Annotated in this window: 18 protein-coding genes; 11 read left to right on the top strand and 7 right to left on the bottom strand. The window is 65.3% G+C overall.

Annotated elements, in window-relative coordinates; all coding sequences use genetic code 11:
• Positions 1 to 5 precede the first annotated feature (5 nt).
• Complete coding sequence (locus tag C725_RS04025) at positions 6 to 2,285, bottom strand: FdhF/YdeP family oxidoreductase (RefSeq protein WP_008600316.1); 2,280 nt, start codon at positions 2,283 to 2,285, stop codon at positions 6 to 8.
• Between the two features lie 137 nt (positions 2,286 to 2,422).
• Here C725_RS04025 and fdhD point away from each other — a divergent pair, with 137 nt between their 5' ends.
• Both fdhD and C725_RS04035 read left to right on the top strand, forming a co-directional pair.
• Positions 2,423 to 3,253, top strand: a complete 831-nt coding sequence (gene fdhD, locus C725_RS04030; RefSeq protein WP_008600318.1) for a formate dehydrogenase accessory sulfurtransferase FdhD — start codon at positions 2,423 to 2,425, stop codon at positions 3,251 to 3,253.
• Positions 3,254 to 3,320: 67 nt separating this feature from the next.
• On the top strand, positions 3,321 to 3,758 hold the full coding sequence (locus tag C725_RS04035) for a MerC domain-containing protein (protein WP_008600320.1): 438 nt from the start codon (positions 3,321 to 3,323) through the stop codon (positions 3,756 to 3,758).
• Positions 3,759 to 3,771: 13 nt separating this feature from the next.
• On the opposite strand, the gene C725_RS04040 is transcribed toward C725_RS04035, so the two are convergent.
• Positions 3,772 to 5,025: an acetyl-CoA C-acetyltransferase gene (locus C725_RS04040; protein WP_008600321.1), complete on the bottom strand. Its 1,254-nt coding sequence runs from the start codon at positions 5,023 to 5,025 to the stop codon at positions 3,772 to 3,774.
• 183 nt (positions 5,026 to 5,208) lie between these two features.
• Between C725_RS04040 and C725_RS04045 the strand changes: the two genes are divergently transcribed.
• The 4 genes from C725_RS04045 (at position 5,209) to C725_RS04060 (ending at position 9,514) form a co-directional block, all read left to right on the top strand.
• Positions 5,209 to 5,970 (top strand): crotonase/enoyl-CoA hydratase family protein, encoded by a 762-nt coding sequence (locus C725_RS04045; protein ID WP_008600322.1) that lies wholly within the window; start codon positions 5,209 to 5,211, stop codon positions 5,968 to 5,970.
• A gap of 141 nt (positions 5,971 to 6,111) precedes the next feature.
• Positions 6,112 to 7,026 (top strand): sulfite exporter TauE/SafE family protein, encoded by a 915-nt coding sequence (locus C725_RS04050; RefSeq protein WP_008600323.1) that lies wholly within the window; start codon positions 6,112 to 6,114, stop codon positions 7,024 to 7,026.
• Positions 7,027 to 7,031: 5 nt separating this feature from the next.
• Positions 7,032 to 7,790 carry a TIGR02186 family protein gene (locus tag C725_RS04055; protein ID WP_008600324.1) on the top strand — a complete coding sequence of 253 codons (759 nt, stop codon included), beginning with the start codon at positions 7,032 to 7,034 and terminating at the stop codon, positions 7,788 to 7,790.
• A 59-nt stretch (positions 7,791 to 7,849) separates the two neighbouring features.
• Entirely contained in the window at positions 7,850 to 9,514 is a 1,665-nt protein-coding gene (locus C725_RS04060; RefSeq protein WP_051051212.1) for an ATP-binding protein, read from the top strand.
• A 16-nt stretch (positions 9,515 to 9,530) separates the two neighbouring features.
• Here C725_RS04060 and C725_RS04065 read toward each other — a convergent pair whose 3' ends face one another.
• Together C725_RS04065 and C725_RS04070 are read right to left on the bottom strand one after the other, a co-directional pair.
• The gene (locus C725_RS04065; RefSeq protein WP_008600327.1) at positions 9,531 to 10,784 is read right to left on the bottom strand and encodes a dipeptidase; all 1,254 of its coding nucleotides are present in this window, start codon (positions 10,782 to 10,784) and stop codon (positions 9,531 to 9,533) included.
• 62 nt (positions 10,785 to 10,846) lie between these two features.
• Positions 10,847 to 12,760: a potassium transporter Kup gene (locus C725_RS04070; protein ID WP_008600328.1), complete on the bottom strand. Its 1,914-nt coding sequence runs from the start codon at positions 12,758 to 12,760 to the stop codon at positions 10,847 to 10,849.
• A gap of 183 nt (positions 12,761 to 12,943) precedes the next feature.
• Between C725_RS04070 and ald the strand changes: the two genes are divergently transcribed.
• The gene (gene ald / locus C725_RS04075; RefSeq protein ID WP_008600330.1) at positions 12,944 to 14,044 is read left to right on the top strand and encodes an alanine dehydrogenase; all 1,101 of its coding nucleotides are present in this window, start codon (positions 12,944 to 12,946) and stop codon (positions 14,042 to 14,044) included.
• Positions 14,045 to 14,268: 224 nt separating this feature from the next.
• Here ald and C725_RS04080 read toward each other — a convergent pair whose 3' ends face one another.
• A complete protein-coding gene (locus C725_RS04080; protein ID WP_008600331.1) occupies positions 14,269 to 15,204 on the bottom strand; it encodes an NAD(P)H-dependent flavin oxidoreductase in 936 nt (311 codons plus the stop codon).
• A 35-nt stretch (positions 15,205 to 15,239) separates the two neighbouring features.
• Positions 15,240 to 17,990, bottom strand: coding sequence for a M16 family metallopeptidase (locus C725_RS04085; RefSeq protein ID WP_008600333.1), 2,751 nt, complete (start codon positions 17,988 to 17,990; stop codon positions 15,240 to 15,242).
• Positions 17,991 to 18,168: 178 nt separating this feature from the next.
• On the opposite strand from C725_RS04085, the gene C725_RS04090 reads away from it, so the two are divergent.
• Positions 18,169 to 18,705, top strand: coding sequence for a SixA phosphatase family protein (locus C725_RS04090; RefSeq protein ID WP_008600334.1), 537 nt, complete (start codon positions 18,169 to 18,171; stop codon positions 18,703 to 18,705).
• Here C725_RS04090 and C725_RS04095 read toward each other — a convergent pair.
• The gene (locus tag C725_RS04095; protein WP_008600335.1) at positions 18,702 to 20,771 is read right to left on the bottom strand and encodes an NAD(+) synthase; all 2,070 of its coding nucleotides are present in this window, start codon (positions 20,769 to 20,771) and stop codon (positions 18,702 to 18,704) included. The genes C725_RS04090 and C725_RS04095 overlap by 4 nt on opposite strands.
• Positions 20,772 to 20,883: 112 nt before the next feature.
• On the opposite strand from C725_RS04095, the gene C725_RS04100 reads away from it, so the two are divergent.
• The 3 genes from C725_RS04100 (at position 20,884) to folD (ending at position 23,396) form a co-directional block, all read left to right on the top strand.
• Positions 20,884 to 22,125: an NAD(P)/FAD-dependent oxidoreductase gene (locus C725_RS04100; RefSeq protein WP_008600336.1), complete on the top strand. Its 1,242-nt coding sequence runs from the start codon at positions 20,884 to 20,886 to the stop codon at positions 22,123 to 22,125.
• Between the two features lie 75 nt (positions 22,126 to 22,200).
• On the top strand, positions 22,201 to 22,497 hold the full coding sequence (locus C725_RS04105; protein WP_149864552.1) for a YggT family protein: 297 nt from the start codon (positions 22,201 to 22,203) through the stop codon (positions 22,495 to 22,497).
• Entirely contained in the window at positions 22,497 to 23,396 is a 900-nt protein-coding gene (folD, locus tag C725_RS04110; protein WP_008600338.1) for a bifunctional methylenetetrahydrofolate dehydrogenase/methenyltetrahydrofolate cyclohydrolase FolD, read from the top strand. Before C725_RS04105 ends, folD begins: the two co-directional genes overlap by 1 nt.
• The last annotated feature ends 7 nt before the right edge of the window (positions 23,397 to 23,403 follow it).

Here is a 23,403-nt window from a genome sequence, read left to right on the forward strand (position 1 = left end):
CTCCTTCAGACCTCGATGCGCACCGGCACCCCTTTCGCGGCGGGCGTCTTCGAAAGCTTGTCGTGATACCAGAGCGGCACCAGCGGGTTGAGTTCGGGGAAATAGCCGGCAAGGCATCCATCCGGCAGACGATACGGGGTTACCGTCAAGCCGGAGACGGCCCGGCGCTCATCGTCACCGGTGTCGCACACAAGCGTGACGTCATCGCCTTCCTTCAGACCCTGCCGGGCCATGTCGGCGGGGCTCATCAGGACGATCATGCGGGAGCCCTTCAGACCGCGCAGCCGGTCGTCATGGCCGTAGATCGTCGTGTTGAACTGGTCGTTCGAACGGAGCGTCACGAGATGGAAGTGATCGGGCGCATCACCGACACCGCAAGCATTCATCACGCTGGGCGCAGTGAATTCCGCCTTGCCGCTGTCCGTCTTCCACATCCGCTCATGCGCCGCATTCCCGCGGTAGAAACCGCCCGGCTGGTTCATACGGTCGTTCATATCGTGAAACTCGTCCGGAAAGGTCTCGGCGATCAGGTCACGCACCTTTCCATAGTCCGCGGTCCATTCGTCCCATTTCCATTTCGGATGCGCAGGTAGTGTGGCCTTGGCGATGCCGGCGACGATCGCGAGTTCGGACTTCAGGTGGACATCGGCCGGCCGTCTTTTGCCGATCGAGCCATAGATATGGCTGAAGCTGTCCTCTATCGTGACGGTCTGCGGACCGGAACGCTGCAAATCCTCCTCTGCCCGAACGAGACACGGCAGCAGATAGGCCGATTTCCCCGGCATCAGGTGCGTTCTGTTGAGCTTCGTGGCGATGTTGACGGTCAATGCCATGTCGCGCCATTTTTCGTGCACGCGCGGATGATCCGGCACGGCCCGGGCTAGGTTGCCGCCCAGCCCGACGAACCCCTTGTTCGAGCCATCCAGAAGGGCTTCGAGGAACTCGACCGTCGTGTGGCCATCCTCCTGCGGGGGTTTGAAGTCGAACAGCTCCCGATATTTCTGCATCGGCGCCAGCTTCGTCTTCTCCGTGATGCCGACCGTCCTTTGGCCCTGAACGTTCGAATGGCCGCGAATCGGGGTAATTCCAGCGCCCTGTCGTCCTATGTTGCCGCCCAGGAGGAGCAGATTGACCAGCATGCCGATCGACTGGGAGCCGTGCACATGCTGCGTCAGCCCCATGCCGTATATGCCCATGACGTTCTCGGCCTGGATGTAGACCTCGGCTGCCGCCTCCAGGTCGGCGCGCAGAAGACCCGAGTTCGACTCGATCTCATCCCAGCCGGTCTCCTCCGCCTGCTGCGCGAATTCGTCGAAGCCGTGACAATGCTGCTCTATGAACAGCCGGTCGACGATCTCCCGCTCTCCGGCCGCGCGCGCGGCCGCGTCGCGAGCGAGGACGTGCTTGCAGAGGCCCATCAGCGCCGCAATGTCACCGCCGGGCCGAACCTGCAGGTACATATCGGCGAGGTCGGTCGGCGACCCAACGGTCATCTGCACCGGCTCCTGGGGGTTGGTGAATTCGATCAGTCCCTTTTCGCGCAGCGGGTTGAAGACGATGATCTTGCAGCCGCGGCGCACCGCCTCCTGCAGCGGGTGAAGGATGCGGGGGCTGTTCGTGCCGGGGTTCTGGCCGAAATAAAAAATCGCGTCGCAGTGATGGAGATCCTCCAGCGTGCACGTTCCAACGGGCGACCCGATGACCTTCTTCAGGCCGACAGAGGTGGTCTCGTGACACATGTTCGAACTGTCCGGCAGATTGTTGTTGCCGTACATGCGTGCGAACAGGGCGTAGAGATAGGATGCCTCCAGCGCGGCCTTGCCGGAGGTGTAGAAGGTGACAGATTTCGGATCGAGAGCCTTGAGCTCCGCCGCAATGCCCCGGAACGCCTCGTCCCAGCTGACGGGAACATAGCGGTCGATGGGCGCATCGTAACGCATCGGCTGCGTCAGCCGTCCGACCCGCTCCAGCTCGTAATCCGGCCAGCTCCGCAGTTCGGCGAGGCTGTATTCCGCGAAGAAGTCCGCGGCGGCGCGGTCGGTCGTCAAATCCCACAGGGTTGCCTTGGCGCCATTTTCACAGAATTCGAAAGGATGCGGGTGCGCGGGTTTCGCCCATGCGCATGAGGTGCACATGTGCCCTTCGGCCTTGTTCTGTCGCAACAACGTTTCGGTCGCAGCGGGGTTCGCCCTGGCAGCAAGTGCCACCTTGCCGAGGCCGATCAGCGACCCCCAGCCGCCTGCGGGACCGTGATATTCCTTGGGTGCGCCTGTATTTTTCGTCATGGCTGAACTCTCCTGCGGCATTAGGGTCAAAGCCCGTCAGCGGGGGAACGTTCCCGCCGTCGGGTGCCGGAGACCGAGCCTAACGGCGCTGGCGGAGAGCGAGAGAACCCATGTGAATAAATTCGGGGCGTGGCGATATGGCGGACCATCGAGATGAAGCTCCGGAAGGAACGCGGACATACGCGCTGCGCCGCCTGCCGCTGACGGACGGTGGCATGAATCTGCACGACGTGGTGCGCACCGTTCCCCTGGAGGTGCCGGTTGCCATCGAATTCGGCGGCATCGGTTACGCCGTGATGATGGCGACCCCCATCGACCTGCCGGACTTCATCGCCGGCTTTGCGATCAGCGAGGGGCTGGCGTCATTGGACGAAATCGAAACGCCCGCTATCGTTATGCACGGCGGCGGCTGGATCGCGCGCATGCCCATTCCTGCGCGGTCGACCGAGCGGGTGGCACAGCGCGCGCGGACGCGGCTTTCGGAAAGCGGGTGCGGGCTTTGCGGCATGGACAGCATCGCGGCGGTGCTCGCGCCGCTGCCGCCGCTGACGGCGCGACCCGGCGGCGATGCGGCGGCGGTAGCGCACGCTCTTGCCTCGCTCGGCGAGCGGCAGACGCTCGGCCGCGCCAGCGGGGCTACCCATATCGCGGCGCTTTGCCTTGCCGATGGCCGGATCGTCATGGCACGAGAAGATGTCGGCCGACACAATGCGCTCGACAAGCTGATCGGCGCCGCCGCCGCAGCCGATCTCGGCTTTGCGGACCACTTTGTCCTGATGTCGTCCCGCTGCAGCCAGGAGCTCGTCGAAAAATGCGTTCGGGCTGGAATCCCCGCGCTCGTCACGATCAGCGCGCCGACCAGCTTTGCCGTCGACCGGGCACGCGAGGCGGGACTGACCCTGCTGTGTCTGGCGCGGCGGGACAGCGCGCTGGTGGCCAATGATCCATTGGGTTTGTTCGCGCCTTGACCTGGCGAGAAGGTGGAATGCCAAGAGGGTTCTTGCAATATATGTAACAGTATAACATCTTATTACAATGGTCCGGAAAGCCGCTCCCCTCCTTTCCTCGAAAAAGCAGCGACTTCTGGACGCCGTTGCGATCGCGGCATCCATGCTCTGTCTCGTCCATTGCCTGCTACTGCCGGCGCTGCTGCTCGCCGTCCCGGCACTCGCGCTCTACCTCGCCCTGCCGGAAAGCTTTCATGCCGCCGCCTTTCTGTTCGCGGTGCCGACGAGCGCGGCGGCGTTATGGGCGGGGCGTCGCCGGGCAGGATCGGGCCCGGCCGCCCTTGCCGCCGCCGGGCTGTGCCTCCTCGGCATCGGCGCCTTTGCCGTGCATGGCGAAGCGGCGGAAACAGGTGTCAGCGTGATCGGCGCGCTCATACTGGCTGCCGCGCATATCCTGAACTGGCGGCGGATGCGCTGCGAAGGCCACCGCCGCAGCTGCACCCGAACCTCCTTCCGGGAACGATGAGTTCCGGCGGGCTTCAGACCCGTTCGATGATGATTGCGGGCGCCATGCCGCCGGCCGCGCACATGGTGACAAGGCCCCGTTTCAGATCCTGACGCTCCAGTTCGTCGAGCATCGTGCCGATCAGGATCGAGCCCGTGGCACCGATGGGATGGCCGAGGGCGATGGCCCCGCCATTGACGTTTACCTTGTCCCTGTCCAGCCGAAGGTCACGGATGAATTTCTCCGCCACGACCGCGAACGCCTCGTTGATTTCCCACAGGTCGATGTCGTCCCTGGTCAGGCCGGCCTTCGCCAGCACCTTCTTCGCCGCGGGAACGGGCGCGTTCAGCATCAGTGTCGGATCGTCGCCCATATTCGCGGTCTGCACGATCCGCGCGCGCGGCGTCAGGCCGTGCTTGTCGGCATAATCCTTCGACGCGATCAGAACCGCCGCCGCCCCGTCGACAACGCCGGAGGAATTGCCCGCATGGTGAAAATGGCGGATCTCAAGATCCGGGTATTTCTGATTGATCAGCTTGCGGAAGGTCGTGCCCTTCTCGTCCAGCGGCAGATCGGCAATCTTGGCGAAGCTGGGTTCGAGCTGCGACAGCCCCTCCATGGTCGTCTGCGGGCGCGGGAACTCTTCTCGGTCCAGGATCACGTTCCCCTCATCGTCCATGACCGGAACGATGCTCTTTTCGAAGCGTCCCTCCTCAATGGCGCGCGCCGCCCGCTTCTGGCTTTCCAGGCCAAGAGCATCCAGCGCCTGCCGGTCGATCCCCTCCATCGATGCAATGGCGTCGCCGCACACACCCTGATGCGACTGCGGGTGAACCTGTTGCAGCCGCGCATTGCCCGACCCCATCATGAAGGGGGAAAGCCCGGCGGCACGCTCCTCCTGCGCCATTTGCGCCGTCAGCGACATCATTTCCGTTCCGCCGGCGACGACCAGGTCTTCCATGCCGGACATCACCTGCGCCGCGGCGAAGTTGACGCTGGTGATGCCGCCGCCGCAGAACCGGTCGAGCGTCGTGCCGCTGGTGCGGATGTCGTAGCCGGCATCGAGCGCGGCCATCCGGCCCAGATCGCCGCCCTGCTTTCCCTTCTGCGTCGAGGTCGACCAGATGACGTCCTCCACCTCGGCCGTATCGAGGTCGTTGCGTTCGGCAATGGCCTTCAGCACGGTCGCGGCGAGGTGCTGCGGATGCGCGGCGGCAAGCGAACCCTTGCCGACCTTGCCGATGCCGCGCGGCGTGCGAACCGCGTCGATGATGTAAGCCTCTGCCATACTGCCTCCGGTGCCTTGCTGCCCTGACGGTATCCCGTCCTCGGCTTATCTCGCTAGGCTCTCGGCACCGGCCGACGAACCCACGCTTTAAAGAGGCTCGGCCCAAGCGCCCCGAAAAGAACGAGGTGCGCTGCGCTGTCTGGTGCGGAACACTGTCAACGCAGAAGAACGAAGGACAGCGGCATGAGCGAAGAGATTCTCACGAGCGAGGAGGACGGCGTCCTCATCATTACCATGAACCGGCCGGAGGCGAAGAACGCCATGAACCGGGCTGCGGCGGAGGGAATCGCCGCCGCGCTGGACCGGCTCGATTCGAACGACGCGCTGCGCACCGCGATCCTGACGGGCGCCGGTGGCACCTTCTGCTCCGGCATGGACCTCAAGGGCTTCCTGAAGGGCGAGCTGCCGTCGGTGAAGGGGCGCGGCTTCGGTGGGCTGACCGAGGCGCCGCCGCAAAAGCCGCTGATCGCGGCCGTGGAGGGTTACGCGCTTGCCGGCGGCCTGGAACTGATGATCGCCTGCGACCTGATCGTCGCCAGCGAGACGGCGAAGTTCGGCATCCCGGAGGCGAAGCGCGGGCTCGTCGCGGGCGCTGGCGGCCTACTCCGCCTGCCGGATCAGATCCCGCCGCGAATCGCGATGGAGCTCGCCCTGACGGGAGAGTTCATCGACGCGAACCGCGCCTATTATCTTGGCCTGATCAATGCGGTGACGAGCGGCAGCGCGCTGGAGGCCGCGATGGCACTGGCCGCAAAGATCACCGCCAACGGTCCCCTGGCCGTGCGCATTTCAAAGCAGATCATCGCCGAATCCCGCGGCTGGTCACTCGAGGAGCGCTGGACGAAGCAGGCGGAGTTGATGAAGCCGATCTTCACCTCGACCGACGCCCGCGAAGGCGCCGCTGCCTTCGCCGAGAAACGCAAGCCGCACTGGACTGGGCGCTAGCGGTCCGGAGAGCCGCTGGCGCCGGAGGCGAGCCGGCGGCACGCAAGCCGCCTACCCGCCCGAAAACTTTGCGTTCAATCGTGCCGGCAGGTCGTCGTTCGCGGTGGCCGCGTTCTGCCGTGCGCGCTAAAGCGCCGAACCATGGACATTTACCTGCCGATCGCGGAACTGAGCGTAAACGGGCTCGTCATCGTTCTGCTCGGTCTGGGCGTGGGATTGATGTCCGGCCTGTTCGGCGTCGGCGGCGGGTTCCTGACGACGCCGCTTCTGATGTTCTACGGCATTCCGCCGGCCGTTGCCGTCGCCTCCTCCGCGACGCAGGTGACAGGTTCCAGCGTCTCGGGCGCGATGGCACACTGGCGCCGGGGCGGCGTCGATATCCGCATGGGGGCGGTTCTGGTCGTCGGCGGCGTGATCGGCGCGGGCATCGGCTCCATCATCTTCCGGGCCTTACAGAAGATCGGCCAGATCGACGTCACGATCACGCTGATCTACGTCACCTTCCTGACCCTTGTGGGCCTCTCCATGCTGATCGAAACGGTGCGTACGCTGCGCAGGCAGGCGAGCGGCGCCAAGCCGGCCAAGATGAAGCGGCACAACAGGCTGATCGCCGCCCTGCCCGGCCGCATGCGTTTTCGCGCGGCCGGGCTCTATATCTCGCCGCTGGCACCGCTGATCATCGGCGTTGTCGTCGGCATCCTCACCTTCGTCATGGGCATTGGCGGCGGCCTGATCATGGTGCCGATCCTGATCTACATACTCGGCATGTCGGTCTCGACCGTCGTCGGGACCAGCCTGTTCCAGATCGTCTTCACGACGGCCGCGATCACGCTGCTGCATGCGGTGCAGTCGAAAACGGTGGATATCGTGCTGGCCGCGCTGTTGCTGGTGGGCGGCGTCCTCGGCGCACAGCTCGGCGCACGCATCGCCATGAACCTGCCGCCCGAAAAGCTGCGCATGGCCCTTGCGATCCTCGTTTTGATCGTGGCCGGCCGCCTTCTCGTCGGCCTGACATGGACGCCGACAAACCTCTATACCGTTCAGCTGGCAGGCTGAGGCCCATGCGGCGCCTCCTCCTCCTGCTCGCCGCGCTCGTCGCCGCGCCGGCCGGCGCGCAGGTGCCGCCGCGCCTGATCGCCGACATCTCTCAATCGCGCATCGATATCGTCTACACCTTTGCGGGCGCCGAACTCCTTGTCTTCGGCGCCATTCAGTATCCCAGCGGCGAAGCGCCGGAGGAGCGCCCGGACATCGTGATGATCGTTCGCGGCCCCCCACAATCCATCACCGTCCGAAAGAAGAACCGCGTACTCGGTCTGTGGCTGAATACGGATTCGGTCCGCTTCGAAACCGCGCCCAGCTTTTACCGTGCCGCCTCGACCCGGCCGGTGGAGGAACTCGTCGACGAGCAGATGGCCGCGATCTACGAACTGTCACCCGAATATCTGCAATTGTCGCCCACCGGCGCGACCGATCCCGCCAAGATCAGCATGTTCGAGGATGGCCTCCTCGAAACCCGGCGCGCTGCCCTGCTTTACGGGTCCGAACCGCACGGCGTCGATCTCGTCGAGAAAATCCTCTACCGCGCGCGGATCGATATTCCAGCGGCAGTGCCTGTCGGCACCTACACGGTGGAGGTGCACCTGATCGACGAAGGGGAAGTCGTCGCCTCCACGACCCGGACGATCGACGTCGAGAAATCCGGCTTCGAGCGCGACATCTACGTGGCGGCGCAGCAGGAAAGCCTCTCCTACGGCATCCTTGCCGTCTCGCTGGCCCTGCTCCTCGGCTGGGGCGCCAGCGCCATCGTCCGCCGCTAACGCTTCCTTAGCCTGCGCCCGCTACGGCTGGCGTGCAATCGGCAGGAAACGAGACGGCGATGGACGAATATTTCCGCAGCGCGGATGGCTATGACGGCGGCGGGGCGCACATGTCCGCGTCCAGCACCCCCACCGGCACCGTCATCGGTGAGGTGCGCGAGATTCGCGGTGGCAGCGCGGTCTGCCGGCTCGACCTCTTGGTTCTTCACCGGCTTCAGGAGAGCGCCGATTTCACGATCGCCAATGCCGGTCAGATCGGCAGTCAGATCAAGGTGAAGGTCGGCGCCCTCTGGCTGCTTGGCACCATCCGCAATCTGCGCGCCGACGAGGCGCAGGCGAACAGCGTCGTCTGCGATGTCGACTTCCTTGGAGAGGGCGAGGAGGCGGGTGGCCGTCTGACCGGATTTCGCCGGGGCGTCACGCGCTATCCGATGCCGCAGACGCAGATTCTTTCGGTGGGGCGCGCCGACCTCGACGCCGTCTACGCCGCGGGCGACCGGCCGCATATCGAGATCGGCACCGTCTATCCGACCGAGGACGTGCGCGGCGCGCTCTATATCGACCCTATGCTGGGCAAGCATTTCGCGCTCCTCGGCTCTACCGGCACCGGCAAGTCGACCACCGCCGCGCTGATCCTGCACCGCATCGTCGAGCAGAATCCGGAGGGGCACATCGTCATGCTCGACCCGCACGGCGAATATGCCGCGGCGTTCACGACGAAGGGCCAGATCTTCAACACCGACAATCTGCAGCTGCCCTATTGGCTCATGAATTTCGAGGAGCACTGCGAGGTCTTCGTCACGACCGAGGGTGCGGAACGCGAACAGGACATGGACGTCCTGGCGAAGGCGGTTCTTCATGCCCGCTCGCGCAGTAGGGTCGCGCAGTCGCTCGGCAAGCTGACGGTGGATTCGCCCGTTCCCTACCTCCTCTCGGATCTGCTTGGCGCGCTGACGGCCGGCATGGGCAAGCTGGAGAAGGCCGGCGACACCGCACCCTATATGCGGCTGAAGACCAAGATCGAGGAACTGAAGGGTGATCCGCGCTACAGCTTTATGTTCAACGGCCTTCTCGTTTCCGACACGATGGCGACCTTCATGTCGAAGATCTTCCGGTTGCCGGCGGAGGGGAAACCGATCTCCATCGTCGACCTGTCGGGCGTGCCCACGGACATCGTCACCGTTGTCGTCGCCGTCCTGTCGCGCCTGACCTTCGACTACGCCGTCTGGTCGCGGCGGGAGCCGCAGCGGCCGATCCTCCTCGTCTGCGAGGAGGCGCATCGCTACGTGCCCTCCGACCGCTCGACGGCTCCGAACGCAGTCCGAAAGGTGCTGGAATCGATTGCCAAGGAAGGCCGCAAATACGGCGTGTCCCTGGGCCTGATCACGCAGCGGCCATCCGACCTGGCGGAGGGCGTGCTGTCGCAGTGCGGCACGATCATCTCAATGAGGCTCAACAACGAGCGCGACCAGATGTACGTACGCAGCGCCCTGCCGGAGGGCGCGCGCGGGTTTCTGGACGCCATACCGGCGCTGCGCAACCGCGAATGCATCGTCTGCGGGGAGGGTGTATCCGTGCCCATCCGCGTGCGGCTCGACACGTTGGAAACACCGCTGCGGCCGGCTTCCGACGATCCGGTCTTCAGCGCGCTATGGAAGGAAACCGGCGGCGAGGCCGAAATTCTCGATCGCACCATTCACCGCTGGCGCGGTCAGGGACGCTAACGCGCAGCCTGGCCGTTCAGCGTGCAGCGGCCTCCGCGGAGAAACGCATTTCGCTGGGGCCGCGCTCGCCCTGCAAACGCGCCGCGACCTGCTCCGCCCGCTCCAGCACGCGCAGCACATTGCCGCTGGAAATCTTCTTCAGGTCTTCTGCGGAATAGCCGCGACGCAGCAGTTCCGCGAACAGGTTTGGATAATCCGCCGGTCCGGTCAGGCCGTTCGGATAGCTGGTCACGCCGTCAAAGTCCGATCCGATGCCGATATGGTCGATGCCGGCAATCCTACGCGCATAGTCCACATGGTCGGCCGCATCCTCGACGCTGGCCTTTGGCGCGGGGTTCTTCGCTTCCCAATCCGTCATGCGCTTGGCGATCTCGTCTTCTGACAGTCCCGGCTCCAGCGCGCGCATCCTCGCTTCATAGGCAGCCTGCTCGCCGCCCCACTGCCGTCGATCCTCGGACAGGAAGGATTCGACGAAGGTGATCATCACGACGCCGCCATTCTGCGGCAGCATGGCCAGCACGTCGTCCGGTACGTTGCGGGCATGGTTCGCCACGCCGCGCGTGCTGGAATGCGAGAAAATGACGGGTGCCGCGCTCTCCGCGATCGCCTGACGCATGGTTGCCGGCGCCGTGTGGCTAAGGTCGACAAGCATGCCCAGCCTGTTCATCTCGTGCACCACCTCTCGTCCGAACTCCGAAAGGCCGCCGGCCTTTGGCGCATCGGTCGCGCTGTCCGCCCAATCCAGGCTCTGGCTGTGCGTCAGCGTCATGTAGCGCACGCCGAGATCGTAGAACTGGCGCAGGACACCCAGGGAGTTGGCGATGGAATAACCGCCCTCGACCCCGAACATGCCGGCCACCTTGCCGCTCGCCATGATGCGGCGCACATCCTCGGCGGTGGCAGCGAGTGCCAGGCTGTCAGGGTTGGCCGCAATCAGACGCTTTGCCATGTCGATCTGCTCGAGCGTCTGCACCGCCGCTTCGGGCTGCGGCAGGCTGGCGGGAACGTAGACCGACCAGAATTGGGCACCCACGCCGCCAGCCTTCATGCCTGCCGCGTCCGTGACCAATTTCCCCGCATAGCGATCATCGAGCCTGGCGTAGGGAAAATCCCCGATGCGCCCGTCATTTTCGCGAATGCCATAGGGCAGGTCGTTATGGCCATCGAACACCGGCTGCTCCGCCAGGATTTCCCGCGCCTCGGCCAGATCGTCCGCAGCGGCGGCGGGAGCGGCGGTAAACAGAAGGGCGGCGGCAAGAGAGCGGAGCATTGGGGGCCTTTCGCTGTGAACGAACGATGTGTGCGAAAGGCTTAGGCCCTATTCGCCGCCCGTCAAATCTCCACCTGGCTGCCCAGTTCGACCACGCGATTCGTCGGCAGGCGGAAGAATTCCATGGCCGTGGCGGAATTGCGCAGCATCCAGCTAAACAGCTTCTCCCGCCAGATCGCCATGCCCGGTCGGTCGGCAGCGATCAGCGTTTGCCGCGACAGGAAGAAACTGGTCGTCATCATGTCGAATTCCGGGCCGCAGACATGGTGCAGTTCTCCAAGCGCGCGCGGAATGTCGGTTTCCTGCATGAAGCCGTATTTCAGGACGATGCGGAAAAAGCCCTCGCTCAGATCAATGACCTTGCACCGCTCCGCCGTATCGACCCAGGGCACTTCCTTGATCAGCACGGTCAGGATGACGACGCGCTCGTGCAGCACCTTGTTGTGCTTCATATTGTGGAGCAGCGCATGCGGGACCCCGGCAGCGCTAGAGGACATGAAGATCGCCGTGCCGGGCACGCGGGTCGCGCTGTTCGCCGCGGACTTCACGAAAATCTCCATCGGCATCGCCGCTTCCTGCATCCTCTGGCGCATCAGGTAGCGGCCGCGCGCCCAGGTGGTCAGCAGGGTGAAGGCGAAAAGACCGACGACAAGCGGGAACCAGCCGCCATCCGGCACCTTCGTGATGTTCGCGGCGAAATAGGAACCGTCGACAATAAAGAATACCGCCAGCATCGGGATCGATACCCAGGGCTTCCACTTCCAGACCGAGAAGAACAGCACGCTGAGAAGCGCCGTGTCGATCAGCATCGCACCCGTCACGGCGATGCCATAGGCACTGGCGAGGTTGGAGGAATTGCGGAACGTCAGGACGAGGATGATGACGGCGATCATCAGCGCCCAGTTCACCACCGGAATGTAGATCTGGTTCGCTTCCCGCGCGGAGGTGTGCACCGTCGAAAGGCGCGGGATGAAGCCAAGCTGGATCGCCTGGTGCGTCACGGAAAAGGCGCCGGAGATGACCGCCTGGCTGGCGATGAAGGTCGCCGCGGTGGCCAGAAAAACGAGCGGCAGGCGCAGGAATTCCGGCGCCAGCACGAAGAAGGGCGACTGGATCGCCGCCGCGGCCCCGTCGGCGTCCAGGTTGAGGATCATCGCCGCCTGGCCGCAATAGTTGAGGAGCAGAGCCGGCATGACGAACCAGAACCAGGAAATGCGAAGGGGGCGCGGACCGAAGTGGCCCATGTCGGCGTAAAGCGCCTCTGCCCCCGTCACCGCCAGCACGACGGAGCCGAGCGCCAGAAAGGCGATGCGGCCGTCGGCGATGAAGAACTGCACGGCATTCCAAGGGTTCAGCATGGCCAGGATCACTTCAGGATGCTGCACGACCTGCGAAAGTCCCAGGACGGCGATCGTCGTGAAGTAGATCAGCATCACCGGTCCGAACATGGCGCCGACCTTCGCCGTACCGCGCGACTGGATGATGAACAGACCGACGAGAAGCGTCAGCGCGATCGGGATGACGAAACCGTGCAAATCGGGATTGACGACCGTCAGGCCCTCAACCGCCGACAGAACCGAAATGGCGGGTGTGATCATCGAATCGCCGTAAAAGAGTGCCGTGGCGAACACGCCCAGCACCACGACGATCTTGCCGAAACGCGCCCGCTCCGTACTGCGTGAGATCAGCGCGAGAAGTGCCAGGCTGCCGCCCTGCCCGCGATTGTCCGCGCGCATCATGATCGACACATACTGAATGGTGACGACCAGCGTCATAGACCAGAAGATCAGGCTGATGACGCCGTAAACATGGAGCGGGTCGAGCGCCAGCGGATGCGGCCCCACGAAGGTTTCGCGAAAGGCATAGAGCGGCGATGTACCGATGTCGCCGAAGACGATGCCGATGGCGCCGAGCGTCAGCTTCGCGATGGAACCGTGGCGATCCTCGCCCTCGCTTGCGGTGGTCTGTGCCGACATGTTCAAGGAATCCCCGTGGGCGGCCGCTCTTCTCGCAGATGCAGCAAAGTGCGCGGGCGCCTAGCACGAGCCGACGGGGGGTGCAATCGGGCGCCCCTCCGCCGGTCATTGGCGACGTAACAAAATTACGCTAGGGGCGCCGCTGTTCGACCCCCCGCGTTCCATGGAAAGAGAGGTTTCGCCATGAAGATCGGCGTCCCGAAGGAAATCAAGGTTCACGAATATCGCGTCGGCATGACACCGACCTCTGCCTTTGAGCTGATCCAGGCCGGGCACGACGTTTACGTTGAGACGAATGCCGGCGGCGGCATCGATTTCTCCGACGCCGATTACGAGGCGGTGGGCGCCAAGGTGCTGCCCACGCCCGAGGCGGTGTTCGAGACGGCCGAGATGATCGTCAAGGTGAAGGAGCCGCAACTGCACGAGTGCGCATGGCTGCGCCCGCACCACGTTCTTTTCACCTACCTTCACCTTGCGGCCGACAAGCCGCAGGCCGAGGCGATCATGAAATCCGGCGCCACCGCCATCGCCTATGAAACGGTGACCGGCCCGGACGGCCGCCTGCCGCTGCTATCCCCGATGAGCCAAGTTGCTGGCCGCCTGTCGGTTCAGGCCGGCGCGCATTATCTGGAAAAGGCGCAGGGCGGGCGCGGCATTCTTCTCGGCGGCGTCCCCGGTGTCAGCCCGGCAAAGGTTTCCATCCTCGGCGGCGGCGTCTCCGGCTTCAACGCCGCGCAGATGGCCGTCGGCCTTGGCGCGGACGTCACCATCTACGATGTCTCCACCAGTCGCTTGGCGCAGCTCGACGAGCTGTTCCAGAACCGTGTGAAGACGGTGTTCGCGTCGGCCGCGGCCGTCGAACGGGCGGTCGCCAACTCGCACCTGCTGATCGGCGCGGTGCTGATCCCCGGCGCGGCAGCGCCAAAGCTGGTCACGCGCGACATGCTGAAGACCATGCGCCGTGGCAGCGTCCTCGTCGATGTCGCCATCGATCAGGGCGGCTGCTTCGAAACGTCGCGTCCGACAACGCACTCCGACCCGATCTATGTCGAGGAAGACGTCATTCACTACTGCGTCGCGAACATGCCGGGCGCGGTCGCTCGCACCTCCACCTTTGCGCTGAACAACGCCACGCTGCCGCTGATCGTGAAGCTGGCGAACCAGGGCGCCGAGGCAGCCATGGCCGCCAATCCGGGGCTGAAGGACGGTCTCAATGTCTCCGGCGGCAAGATCCGTCATCAGGCGGTGGCAGAGGCGCTCGACCTGCCGTTCGAGGCGGCCTGACCGGAAGCGAGGCGCCTGCCGGAAGGGCGGGCGCCCCTCCCTTCGTCCGTGGCGGCTCTCTGTCGTCCGGCTTGGGGATGGCCCCTGCCTTCGCAGGGGCGACGATAAAGAAGGAGAGGAAGCGCCTGTGTCGATGCTTTCGTTCTCCATAAGGGTGGATCGTCACCCCTGCGAAGGCAGGGGTCCACCGCACTCCCCTCAACAGCCGGGACTGTTCCCCGCACCTAGCCTCCCGCAAATCCCGAAAGGCGCTGCACGGCCACCTCGAACTCGTCCATCGTCTCCGCGAGAATCTCGGCGACCGGTCGGACGGACTTGATGCGGCCGGCGACCTGTCCGGTCAGCGCGATGCCTGCCTCCAGGTCGCCCTCGAAATAAACCGTCTTCGTGTCCGCGAACTCGCCGAAGATGTTCTCCGTCCCCTCCGCCTGCAGGCGCTCCGTCCGCTCAGTGCGCAGGGCCCTGAGCGCCGGCCCTGGCCCCCTGCGATTCAGGAACACCGTGTCGGACGAATCCGCACCGATGATCGCGTCCTTCCAGTTTTGATGCACCGGGCTTTCCGCCGATGACAGGATGCGGGTGCCCATCAGCACGCCCTCCGCACCCAGCGCGAAGGCGGCCGCCATCGTCTTGCCGTCCATGATGCCGCCGGCCGCGACCACCGGCACGTCCACCGCCTCGCAAACCTGCGGGACCAGCACCATGGAGGCGACGTCCTTCGGGTTCTTGAAGCCGCCGCCCTCACCGCCCTCCACGATCAGTCCATCCACGCCCGCCTCCACCGCGCGCAGCGCGCCGGAGAGCGATGGCACGACATGAAAGACCGTGAGCCCGGCCTCCTTCAACGTCGCCGTGTAACGCTGCGGGTCGCCGGCGGATGTGGTGACGAAGCGGATGCCCTGATCGATGATGAACCGCACGATGTCAGGATCGCGGACGAACGCCTGTGCGACGTTCACGCCGAACGGCTTGTCCGTCAGCTCGCGCATCTTCAGGATTTCACCGCGAATGATCTCAAGCTCGCCGGAGGAGGTCTCGATGATCCCCATGCCACCGGCGTTCGAGAAGGCGGAGGCGAGCGGCGCCCGGGCGATCCAGCCCATCGCCGCCTGGACGATCGGCTTTTCGATACCAAGCATCTCGGTGATGCGCGTCTTCATCGGTTCTCCGGCTGACAGTTGGGATGGCGACCGGTTTAGCGTTCCTCCACCGGCAGGCCGAGCTGTTCAAGTTGGGGGCGAACCTTGGCGGCATCGCCCACGACCACCCACAAGAGCTTTCCGGGATCGATTTCCGCTGCCGCACGCGCCGCTATGCCCGCCGCGTCGAGGTCCGCCAGGCGGGCGGCGTAGGTTTCCTGATAGTCGTCGGGCCGCCCAAGCCGGGCATTTGATTCCAGTGCCGACAGAACCGCGCTGGCGCTCTCATAGGCGCCGGGCTGGCGTCCCGCCAGAAATGCCGTCGTCTGCGACAGCTCCTGCGGCGTGATCGGGGAATCGCCGACATAGGCTGCAATCTCGCTCCGCAGTTCGGCCAGCGCCGCGCCCGTCTTGTCGGTCTGCACCGGCGCAGACAGGTAGAAGGGCATCTGCTCGCGCGTTGCCGAGATCGAGGTGCCGACACCGTAGCTCCAGCCCTTCTCCTCCCGCAGGTTCATATTGAGCCGCGACGTAAAGATACCGCCAAGCGGAATGTTCGCGACCGACAGCGCCAGATCGTCGTCCGCGCCCTTCGCCTGCAGCGGGTAACCGGCAAAGATGAAGCTTTGCGGGCTGCTGGGACGGTCGACCAGAATGATCCGGCTGCCGGCGGGCGGCGGCGCGGGCGTGAAGCTTTTGGTGCCGCGCGCTATGCCCGCGTCGGCCCGCCAATCGCCAAAGGCATCCTCCAGCATCGGCATGATCTCCGCCAGCGTCGTGTCTCCGACGACGAACAGGCGCGCATTGTCCGGGCGCATCCAGCGGGCGTGAAAGCGTTCGAGATCGGCGCGCGTGATCGCCGCGACGCTTTCGCGCGTGCCGGTGCCGGTCAGCGGAATGCCATAGGGATGGTCCTCGCCATAGATGAGCGGCGGCAGGATGCGCAGCGCCAGGCTCTGCGGATCGGTCATCTCGCTGTCGATGGCCGCCAGCTGAATCGCCCGCACCCGGTCGATCTCATCCTGCGCAAACGCCGGACGCCGCACGATATCGGCATAGAGATCGAGCGATTCGGCAAGGTTCGGCGTCAGCGCCGAAAGGCCGACCGTGGTCGTATCGTAATCGGAACCGGCGCCGATTCCCGCGCCCAACCGCTCCTCTTCCTCCGCGATCTCGATGGCCGAGCGCGTCTCCGTGCCCTCATCGAGGAGAGAGAGCATCAGCGCCTGCGTGCCGAGCCGGTCATGCGGATCGGCGGCATCGCCGGCGTCGAACTGGGTGGAGATTTCCACCACGGGCACGGCCTCTCGCCGCGCGAACGTGACGGGGATGCCGTTCGACAGGGTCGCCCGCTCCACGTCCGGAAAATCGAGCGCCGGCAACTGGCCGATCGCGGGCGGCTGTGTCCGGTCGAGCGGCTGGCCGGACGCGGTCAGATCGCCGGCCGGAAGCACGGTCAGGTCATAGCCGCCTGTCCCCATCCAACTCTCCGCCGCCCCCTGCACGCGCTCCGGCGTCATGGCGACATAATCGGCAAGCTGGGTTTTGAAGAACAGCGGGTCGCCAGCGTAGAGCTGCCCCTCCGCCAGCGTCACGGCCTTTCCGGAGAAACCGCCGACCTGCTCCAGCCCGCGAATGGTGCCGCTGACCGCGCGCATGGCGACGCGCGCCACCTCGTCCTCGGTCGGCCCCTCGGCGCGAAAGCGGGCGATCTCCTCGTCGATGGCATTCTTTACCCGCGCCGGATCGACGCCGGGCTTCACGTCGGCCTGCACCTGCAGAATGCCGACGGCTTCCAGGTCCTGCAAATAGCCCCCGACCGAGGTTGCGATCTGCTCGTCCCGGACGAGCCGGGTATAGAGGCGAGAGGACGGGCCGCTGGCGAGGATCGCGGCCGCGGTCGACAAAGCCTGCGTGCCCGCATCCTCCGTGCCCGGCACCGCCCATGTGCGGTAGACGCGCGCGCTCGACACCTGATCCTGCATGACTTCGGTCACGGTGGCGGTGCGCCGCGGCACCCACGCCTCGATGCGGCCCGGATTGGGCGGGCCGGGCGGGATGGCGCCAAAATATGTCTCGACCAGCGGCCGCGCAGTCGCCGCGTCGATATCGCCCGCAAGCACCAGTACGGCGTTGTTCGGCCCGTACCACGTGCGGAACCAGTCCTTCACATCTTCGAGACTGGCCGCGTCGAGATCGGCCATCGAACCGATGGTGGGATGGCGGTAGGGATGCTCCTCCGGGAACAGCCCTTCCAATATATGATACCAGACCATGCCGTAGGGCTGGTTGTCGCCCTGTCGCTTCTCGTTCTGAACCACGCCCCGCTGCTGATCGAGCTTCTGCTGATCAATGGCGCCGAGGAGATGTCCCATGCGGTCCGACTCCAGGAACAGCGCGCGCTCCAGCGCCGGCGTCGGCACGGTTTCGAAATAATTGGTGCGGTCGAACCACGTCGTGCCGTTGGAATCGGTGGCGCCGAGCGCCTGCATCGCCTGGAACCATTCGCCGTCGGCGTTCTCCGATCCGTTGAACATCAGATGTTCGAACAGATGGGCAAAGCCGGTCTTGCCGGCCGGCTCCTCCTTCGAACCGACATGATACCAGACCGACACCGCCACGACCGGCGCCTTTCGATCCGTATGGGTGATGACGGTCAGCCCGTTCGGCAGTACGAAGCGTTCGTAGGGAATGTCCACCTCTGCCACCAGTTCGGGTGAGGGCCCATCCGCTGCGGCGCGAGCGGGCGCGGCGAACGGCGCGGCAAGTGCAAGGAGCGCGGCGAGGGCGGATACGAAACGGATCATGCTGTTGCTGGACTTCCCCGCTAAATGGCCGCAGGCCTGCGGCCGAGTTCATGCGGATACGCTGTTAGGGGCGGCATGTCCCCGAAGAAACCCCGCGCGGCCGCACCCGAACCATTCGCCGCAGCTTCGCAAATCTTTCAGATGACGCCGAGGGGAGAGACGGTTAGCGACACCGCCCATGAAGATCGTCACCCTGCTCCGCCACGCCAAATCCAGCTGGAACGACGATGTCGCGCGCGATCTCGACCGGCCGCTGAACGCTAAGGGACACCGGGCAGCCGAGACGGTGGGCGCGCATCTGAAGCATATCGGCCTTGGCTGGGACGCTGCCATTGCCTCGCCAGCGGTGCGCGTCGCCGAGACGATCAAGGCCTTCGAAGCCGGTTATGGCCGGGCGGCCGGTGCCACCAGCGATCGGCGTGTCTACATGGCGGACGCGGCAACGCTGCTTGACGTGATCCATGAACTGCCCGCCTCCACGGATTCCGTTCTCCTGATCGGACACAATCCCGGTCTCGAAGACCTCGTCTTCATGCTGACGCCGGCGGACGAGAATCCCTACCGGTTGGCAGTGGACGAAAAATATCCGACCGCAACCGTCTGCCAGATGCGCTTCGACGTCGATGCGTGGGACGAGGTCGAGGAGGGCGGCGGCACCATCGCGCTCCTCGTGCGCCCCCGGGACCTCGACCCGCAGTTGGGACCGGATAGCTAGCGGCGAAACGCTTCCGGCAGCGCACGGTCCAGTTCGTCGAGCCAGGGACGCGCCGTCCCGTCCGAGGGCGCACGCCAGTCGCCGCGCGGGCTGAGGCTACCGCCATGCGAGATCTTCGGTCCGTTCGGCATGGCGGTACGCTTGAACTGCGCGAACCCGAAATAGCGCTCCAGAAAGACGCGCAGCCATTTCGCGACGGTGGGAAGATCATATTGCGGCCGCCCCTCCTCGGGAAAGGCAATGGGCCACAACCCGCTCTCGACATCGCGCCAGGCATGCCATGCGCGAAAGGCGATCTTCGATGGGGAGAGACCGTAGCGAAGCGTCCAGAACAGAAAGAAGTCGTGCAGCGCATAGGGGCCGATCCGGTCCTCGGTCGATTGCATCCTGCCATCCTCACCCACCGGGACGAGTTCCGGACTGATCTCCGTATCCAGGATCGCCTCCAGGATGCGGTCCGCTTCCGGCTCCAGCTGGTCTGTGCGCGCCGCCCAGCGAATCAGATATTGGATCAGCGTTTTCGGAACCCCGCTGTTCACGCCGTAATGACTCATCTGGTCGCCGACGCCGTAAGTGCACCAGCCGAGCGCGAGTTCGGACAGGTCGCCCGTGCCCAGAACGAAACCGCCACGCTGACCGGCCAGGCGGAACAGGTAATCGGTGCGCAGCCCCGCCTGCACATTTTCGAAGGCGGTGTCGTAAACCGGCTCCCCCCCTGCGAAGGGATGATCCATATCGCTCAGCATTTGCTGCGCGGCGGGACGAATGTCGATCTCCTCCGCCGTGATGCCGACCGCGCGCATCAGCGCCCAGGCGTTCGACTTCGTCGAATCCCCGGTAGCGAAGCCGGGCATGGTGAAGCCGTGAATATCGGTGCGGGGGCGACCCAGCTTGTCCATCGCCTTCGCTGCGACGATCAACGCATGCGTCGAATCAAGGCCGCCGGAAATACCGATGACCAGCGTCTTGGCGCCGGTGGCGCGGAGGCGCTTCGCCAGCCCTTCGACCTGGATATTGAAGGCTTCGTAGCAGTCCTCGTCCAGCTTCGCCGGATTGTTCGGCACGAAGGGGAAGCGGCGGACCGGACGGTGCAGATCGTCCCTCGTCGCGTCCGCCTCACCCAGCGAGAAGCCGATCCGGCGAAACCGTGTCTCCGGATGCCCGGCCTGCACGGCGGCATCGTTGAAGGTGGGCACGCGCAGACGCTCCTGCCGCACGCGGGCGACATCGACATCGGCGTGAACGGTCTCCGCCTGCCATTCGAACCGCTCGGACTCGGCCAGCAGATCGCCGAGCTCGTAAATCAGCCCCTGGCCGTCCCACGCCATGTCGTTCGTCGATTCGCCCGGGCCTGCGGCCGAGAAGACATAAGCGCTGATCGTACGAACGGCCTGCGCGGCGCACAGCGCCTTTCGGTCCCGCGACTTGCCGATGACGATGTTGGAGGCCGAGAGGTTGCAAAGAACCGTCGCACCGGCGAGCGCCCCCATTGTGGAGGGCTGCGTAGGAGCCCAGAAATCCTCGCAGATTTCGGCATGGATCACGAAATCCTCCATGTCGTCGGCGGCGAAGAGAAGGTCGGTCCCGAAGGGGAATTCCTGTCCGGCCGCACGCATGGTCAGCCCCGTCAGGCCCGCGCCCGGTGCGAACCACCGCTTCTCGTAGAATTCCCGGTAGTTGGGCAGGAAGGTCTTGGGCACAGCGCCCAATATGCGGCCGCGATGGATCGCGATGGCACAATTGTAAAGGCGGCCGGTGTGCCGCAGCGCCGCGCCCATCAGCATGACGGGCGCCAGCGCGGCCGTCTCCTCGCAAATGCGCCGGATTGCGATCTCGACCTCTGCCAGATAGCCGCCCTGCAGGTGCAGATCGTCGATGGCGTAGGAACTGATATTCAGTTCCGGATAAACCAGCAGGTCGATACCCGAGGCATCAGCATCCCGAGCCAGTGCGATGGCGGCCTCGGCGTTCTGCTGAGGATCGCCCGCCGTGGCGATCGGCGTGCAGGCCCCGACGCGCACGAAGCCTTGGGCGCGGCGGCTGAAAAAGGGATGATTCTCACTCATCCTGGAATGACTACTCGGACGGGCGAGTGAAGGCGAGGGCTGCGAGGAAGAGAGTTGAGAGTGGTTCGGCGGCGTCTTACATCGCCGGGAGAATGGGAGGGGGCGCTCGGTCATGGCAGGCGAAAAAGAATATGGCGTCGCTATCATCGGGGCCGGCCATGCCGGCGCGCAAGCGGCCATCGCGCTGCGCAAGGAGGGCTTTACCGGCACCGTCGCGCTGATCGGCGACGAACCCGATCCACCCTATGAGCGGCCGCCCCTGTCGAAGGACTATCTGAAGGACGAGAAAACTTTCGAGCGAATGCTGATCCGCCGGCCGGACTTCTGGGCGGATAAAGAGATTGCCCTGTTACCCGCCACGCGTATCGAGGCTGTAGACGCTGCGGCAAGGCGCCTGGCCGTGGCGGACGGACCCGCGATCCGGTACGGCAAGCTGATATGGGCAGCCGGGGGGCGGCCCCGCCCGCTGCCCTGCGGATCGGATGTCGGGCTGCGCGGGGTCCACGCCGTCAGGACGCGAACGGACGTGGACAGGCTGAAGGTGGAACTGCCGGCTGCTCGGCGCGCGGTCATCATCGGCGGCGGCTATATCGGACTGGAAGCTGCGGCCGCCATGGCGGGACGCGGTTTGGACATTACGGTCATTGAGGCGGAGGACCGACTGCTCGCCCGGGTCGCGGGCGCCGACATTTCGGCGTTCTACCGCCGCCGGCACGAGGCTGCCGGTGTACGGTTTCTCCTTGGCACGCGCACGAGCTGCCTGCGCGCGGAGGACGGAGCGATCGCGTGGGTGGAACTGGAACGTGGCGAAACCCTGCCGGCCGACATCGTCATCGTCGGCATCGGCATCCTTCCCAATGTCGAGCCTCTTCTCGCCGCAGGCGCAGAGGGCGACAATGGCGCCGTGGTGGACGCATCCTGCCGCACGTCGCTGCCGGACATATGGGCCATCGGCGACTGCGCGCGCCACAGAAACCCTTATGCCGGTGGTGCGGCGGTGCGGCTGGAATCCGTGCAGAATGCGAACGATCAGGCAAATGTGGCGGCAGCGGACATCTGCGGGCGGCCAGCGAAGTACGAGGCGCTGCCCTGGTTCTGGTCAAACCAGTATGAGGTGCGGTTGCAGACAGCCGGCCTCTCCGCCGGCCACGACGAGGCGGTCCTGCGCGGCGACCCGGAAACGGGCCGGTTCAGCGTCTGCTACCTGAAGGCGGGACAATTGATCGCGGCGGACTGCATCGGCCGGCCCGCCGACTTCGTGCAGGCGCAAAAGCTGATCGCCGCCGGTGTCCGTCCCCAGCGCGCAGCCCTGGAAGATCCGGAAACACCGCTTAAGTCGCTGCTGCCGGTCTAGCCTTCCCGCGCAGCGGCGGCAGCGTTAGAAGCCGGCGCAAACGTCAAGCGGAGGTCGCCCGAAAGGCTCATGGAGATCATAATCGCCCTGCTCCAGATCCTGCACATGCTGCTGCAGGTCGGTATCTGGATCATCATCGTTCAGGTCATCCTGAGCTGGCTCGTTGCGTTCAACGTCGTCAACATGTCGAACAATTTCGTACGATCCGTCTATATGGGCATCGAGCGTCTGCTGTCGCCGCTCTACCGCCCGATCCGCCGGTTCATGCCCGATCTCGGCGGCATCGACCTGACGCCGATGGTGCTGATGCTGGCCTTCATCGCCGGTCAGATGCTGATCGGCGGCGCCATCAACCAGATCGCGATGGGCTGATGACGGCAGAACGGATCGATGGAAAGGCCTTTGCCGCAGCGCTGACAGACCGCGTCGCGACCGGCGCCGAGGCGTTCGCAGCCCAGGCTGGGAGGAAGGCGGGCCTCGCGGTGGTCCTGGTCGGCAACGACCCTGCAAGCGAGGTCTATGTCGCCTCCAAGCACAAGGCGACGCGCGCCGCCGGGATGGAAAGCTTCGAGCACCGCCTGCCGGCCGATACGGCGCAGGCGGAACTGGAGGCGCTGGTCGCGCGGCTGAACGCCGATCCGGTCGTCGACGGCATCCTTTGTCAGTTGCCGCTGCCCCGCCCGCTCGATTCGGACCGCGTGGTGCAGATGATCGACGCCGACAAGGACGTGGACGGCCTGACCGCCCTGAACGCCGGCCGGCTGATGAGCGGGCTTCCCGGTCTCGTTCCCTGCACGCCGCTCGGCTGCGACATGATGATTGCGGATCGTCTGGGCAGCGACCTGTCGGGTAAAACCGCCCTCGTCATCGGCCGCTCAAATCTGTTTGGAAAGCCGATGGGGCAGCTTCTGTTGCAGCGCAATGCGACCGTGATCCAGGCGCATTCGCGAACGGCCGACCTGCCGGCGCTGGCGCGGACGGCCGACATCCTGGTCGTCGCGGTCGGACGGCCGGAGATGGTCCGGGGCGACTGGGTGAAGCCCGGCGCGACCGTGATCGACGTCGGCATCAATCGCATCGATGCGCCGGAACGGGGCGAGGGCAAGACGCGCCTCACCGGCGATGTGGCCTTTGCCGAGGCGACGGAGACGGCCGCCGCAATCACGCCGGTACCCGGCGGCGTCGGACCCATGACCATCGCCTGCCTCCTGCGGAACACCTTGGTGGCCGCGCACCGGAGAGAGGGCCTGTCGCCGCCCGAAGGGCTGTAGGGATTGG

This window comes from Pacificimonas flava, from assembly GCF_000342165.1.
GTDB classification, from domain to species: Bacteria; Pseudomonadota; Alphaproteobacteria; order Sphingomonadales; family Sphingomonadaceae; genus Pacificimonas; species Pacificimonas flava.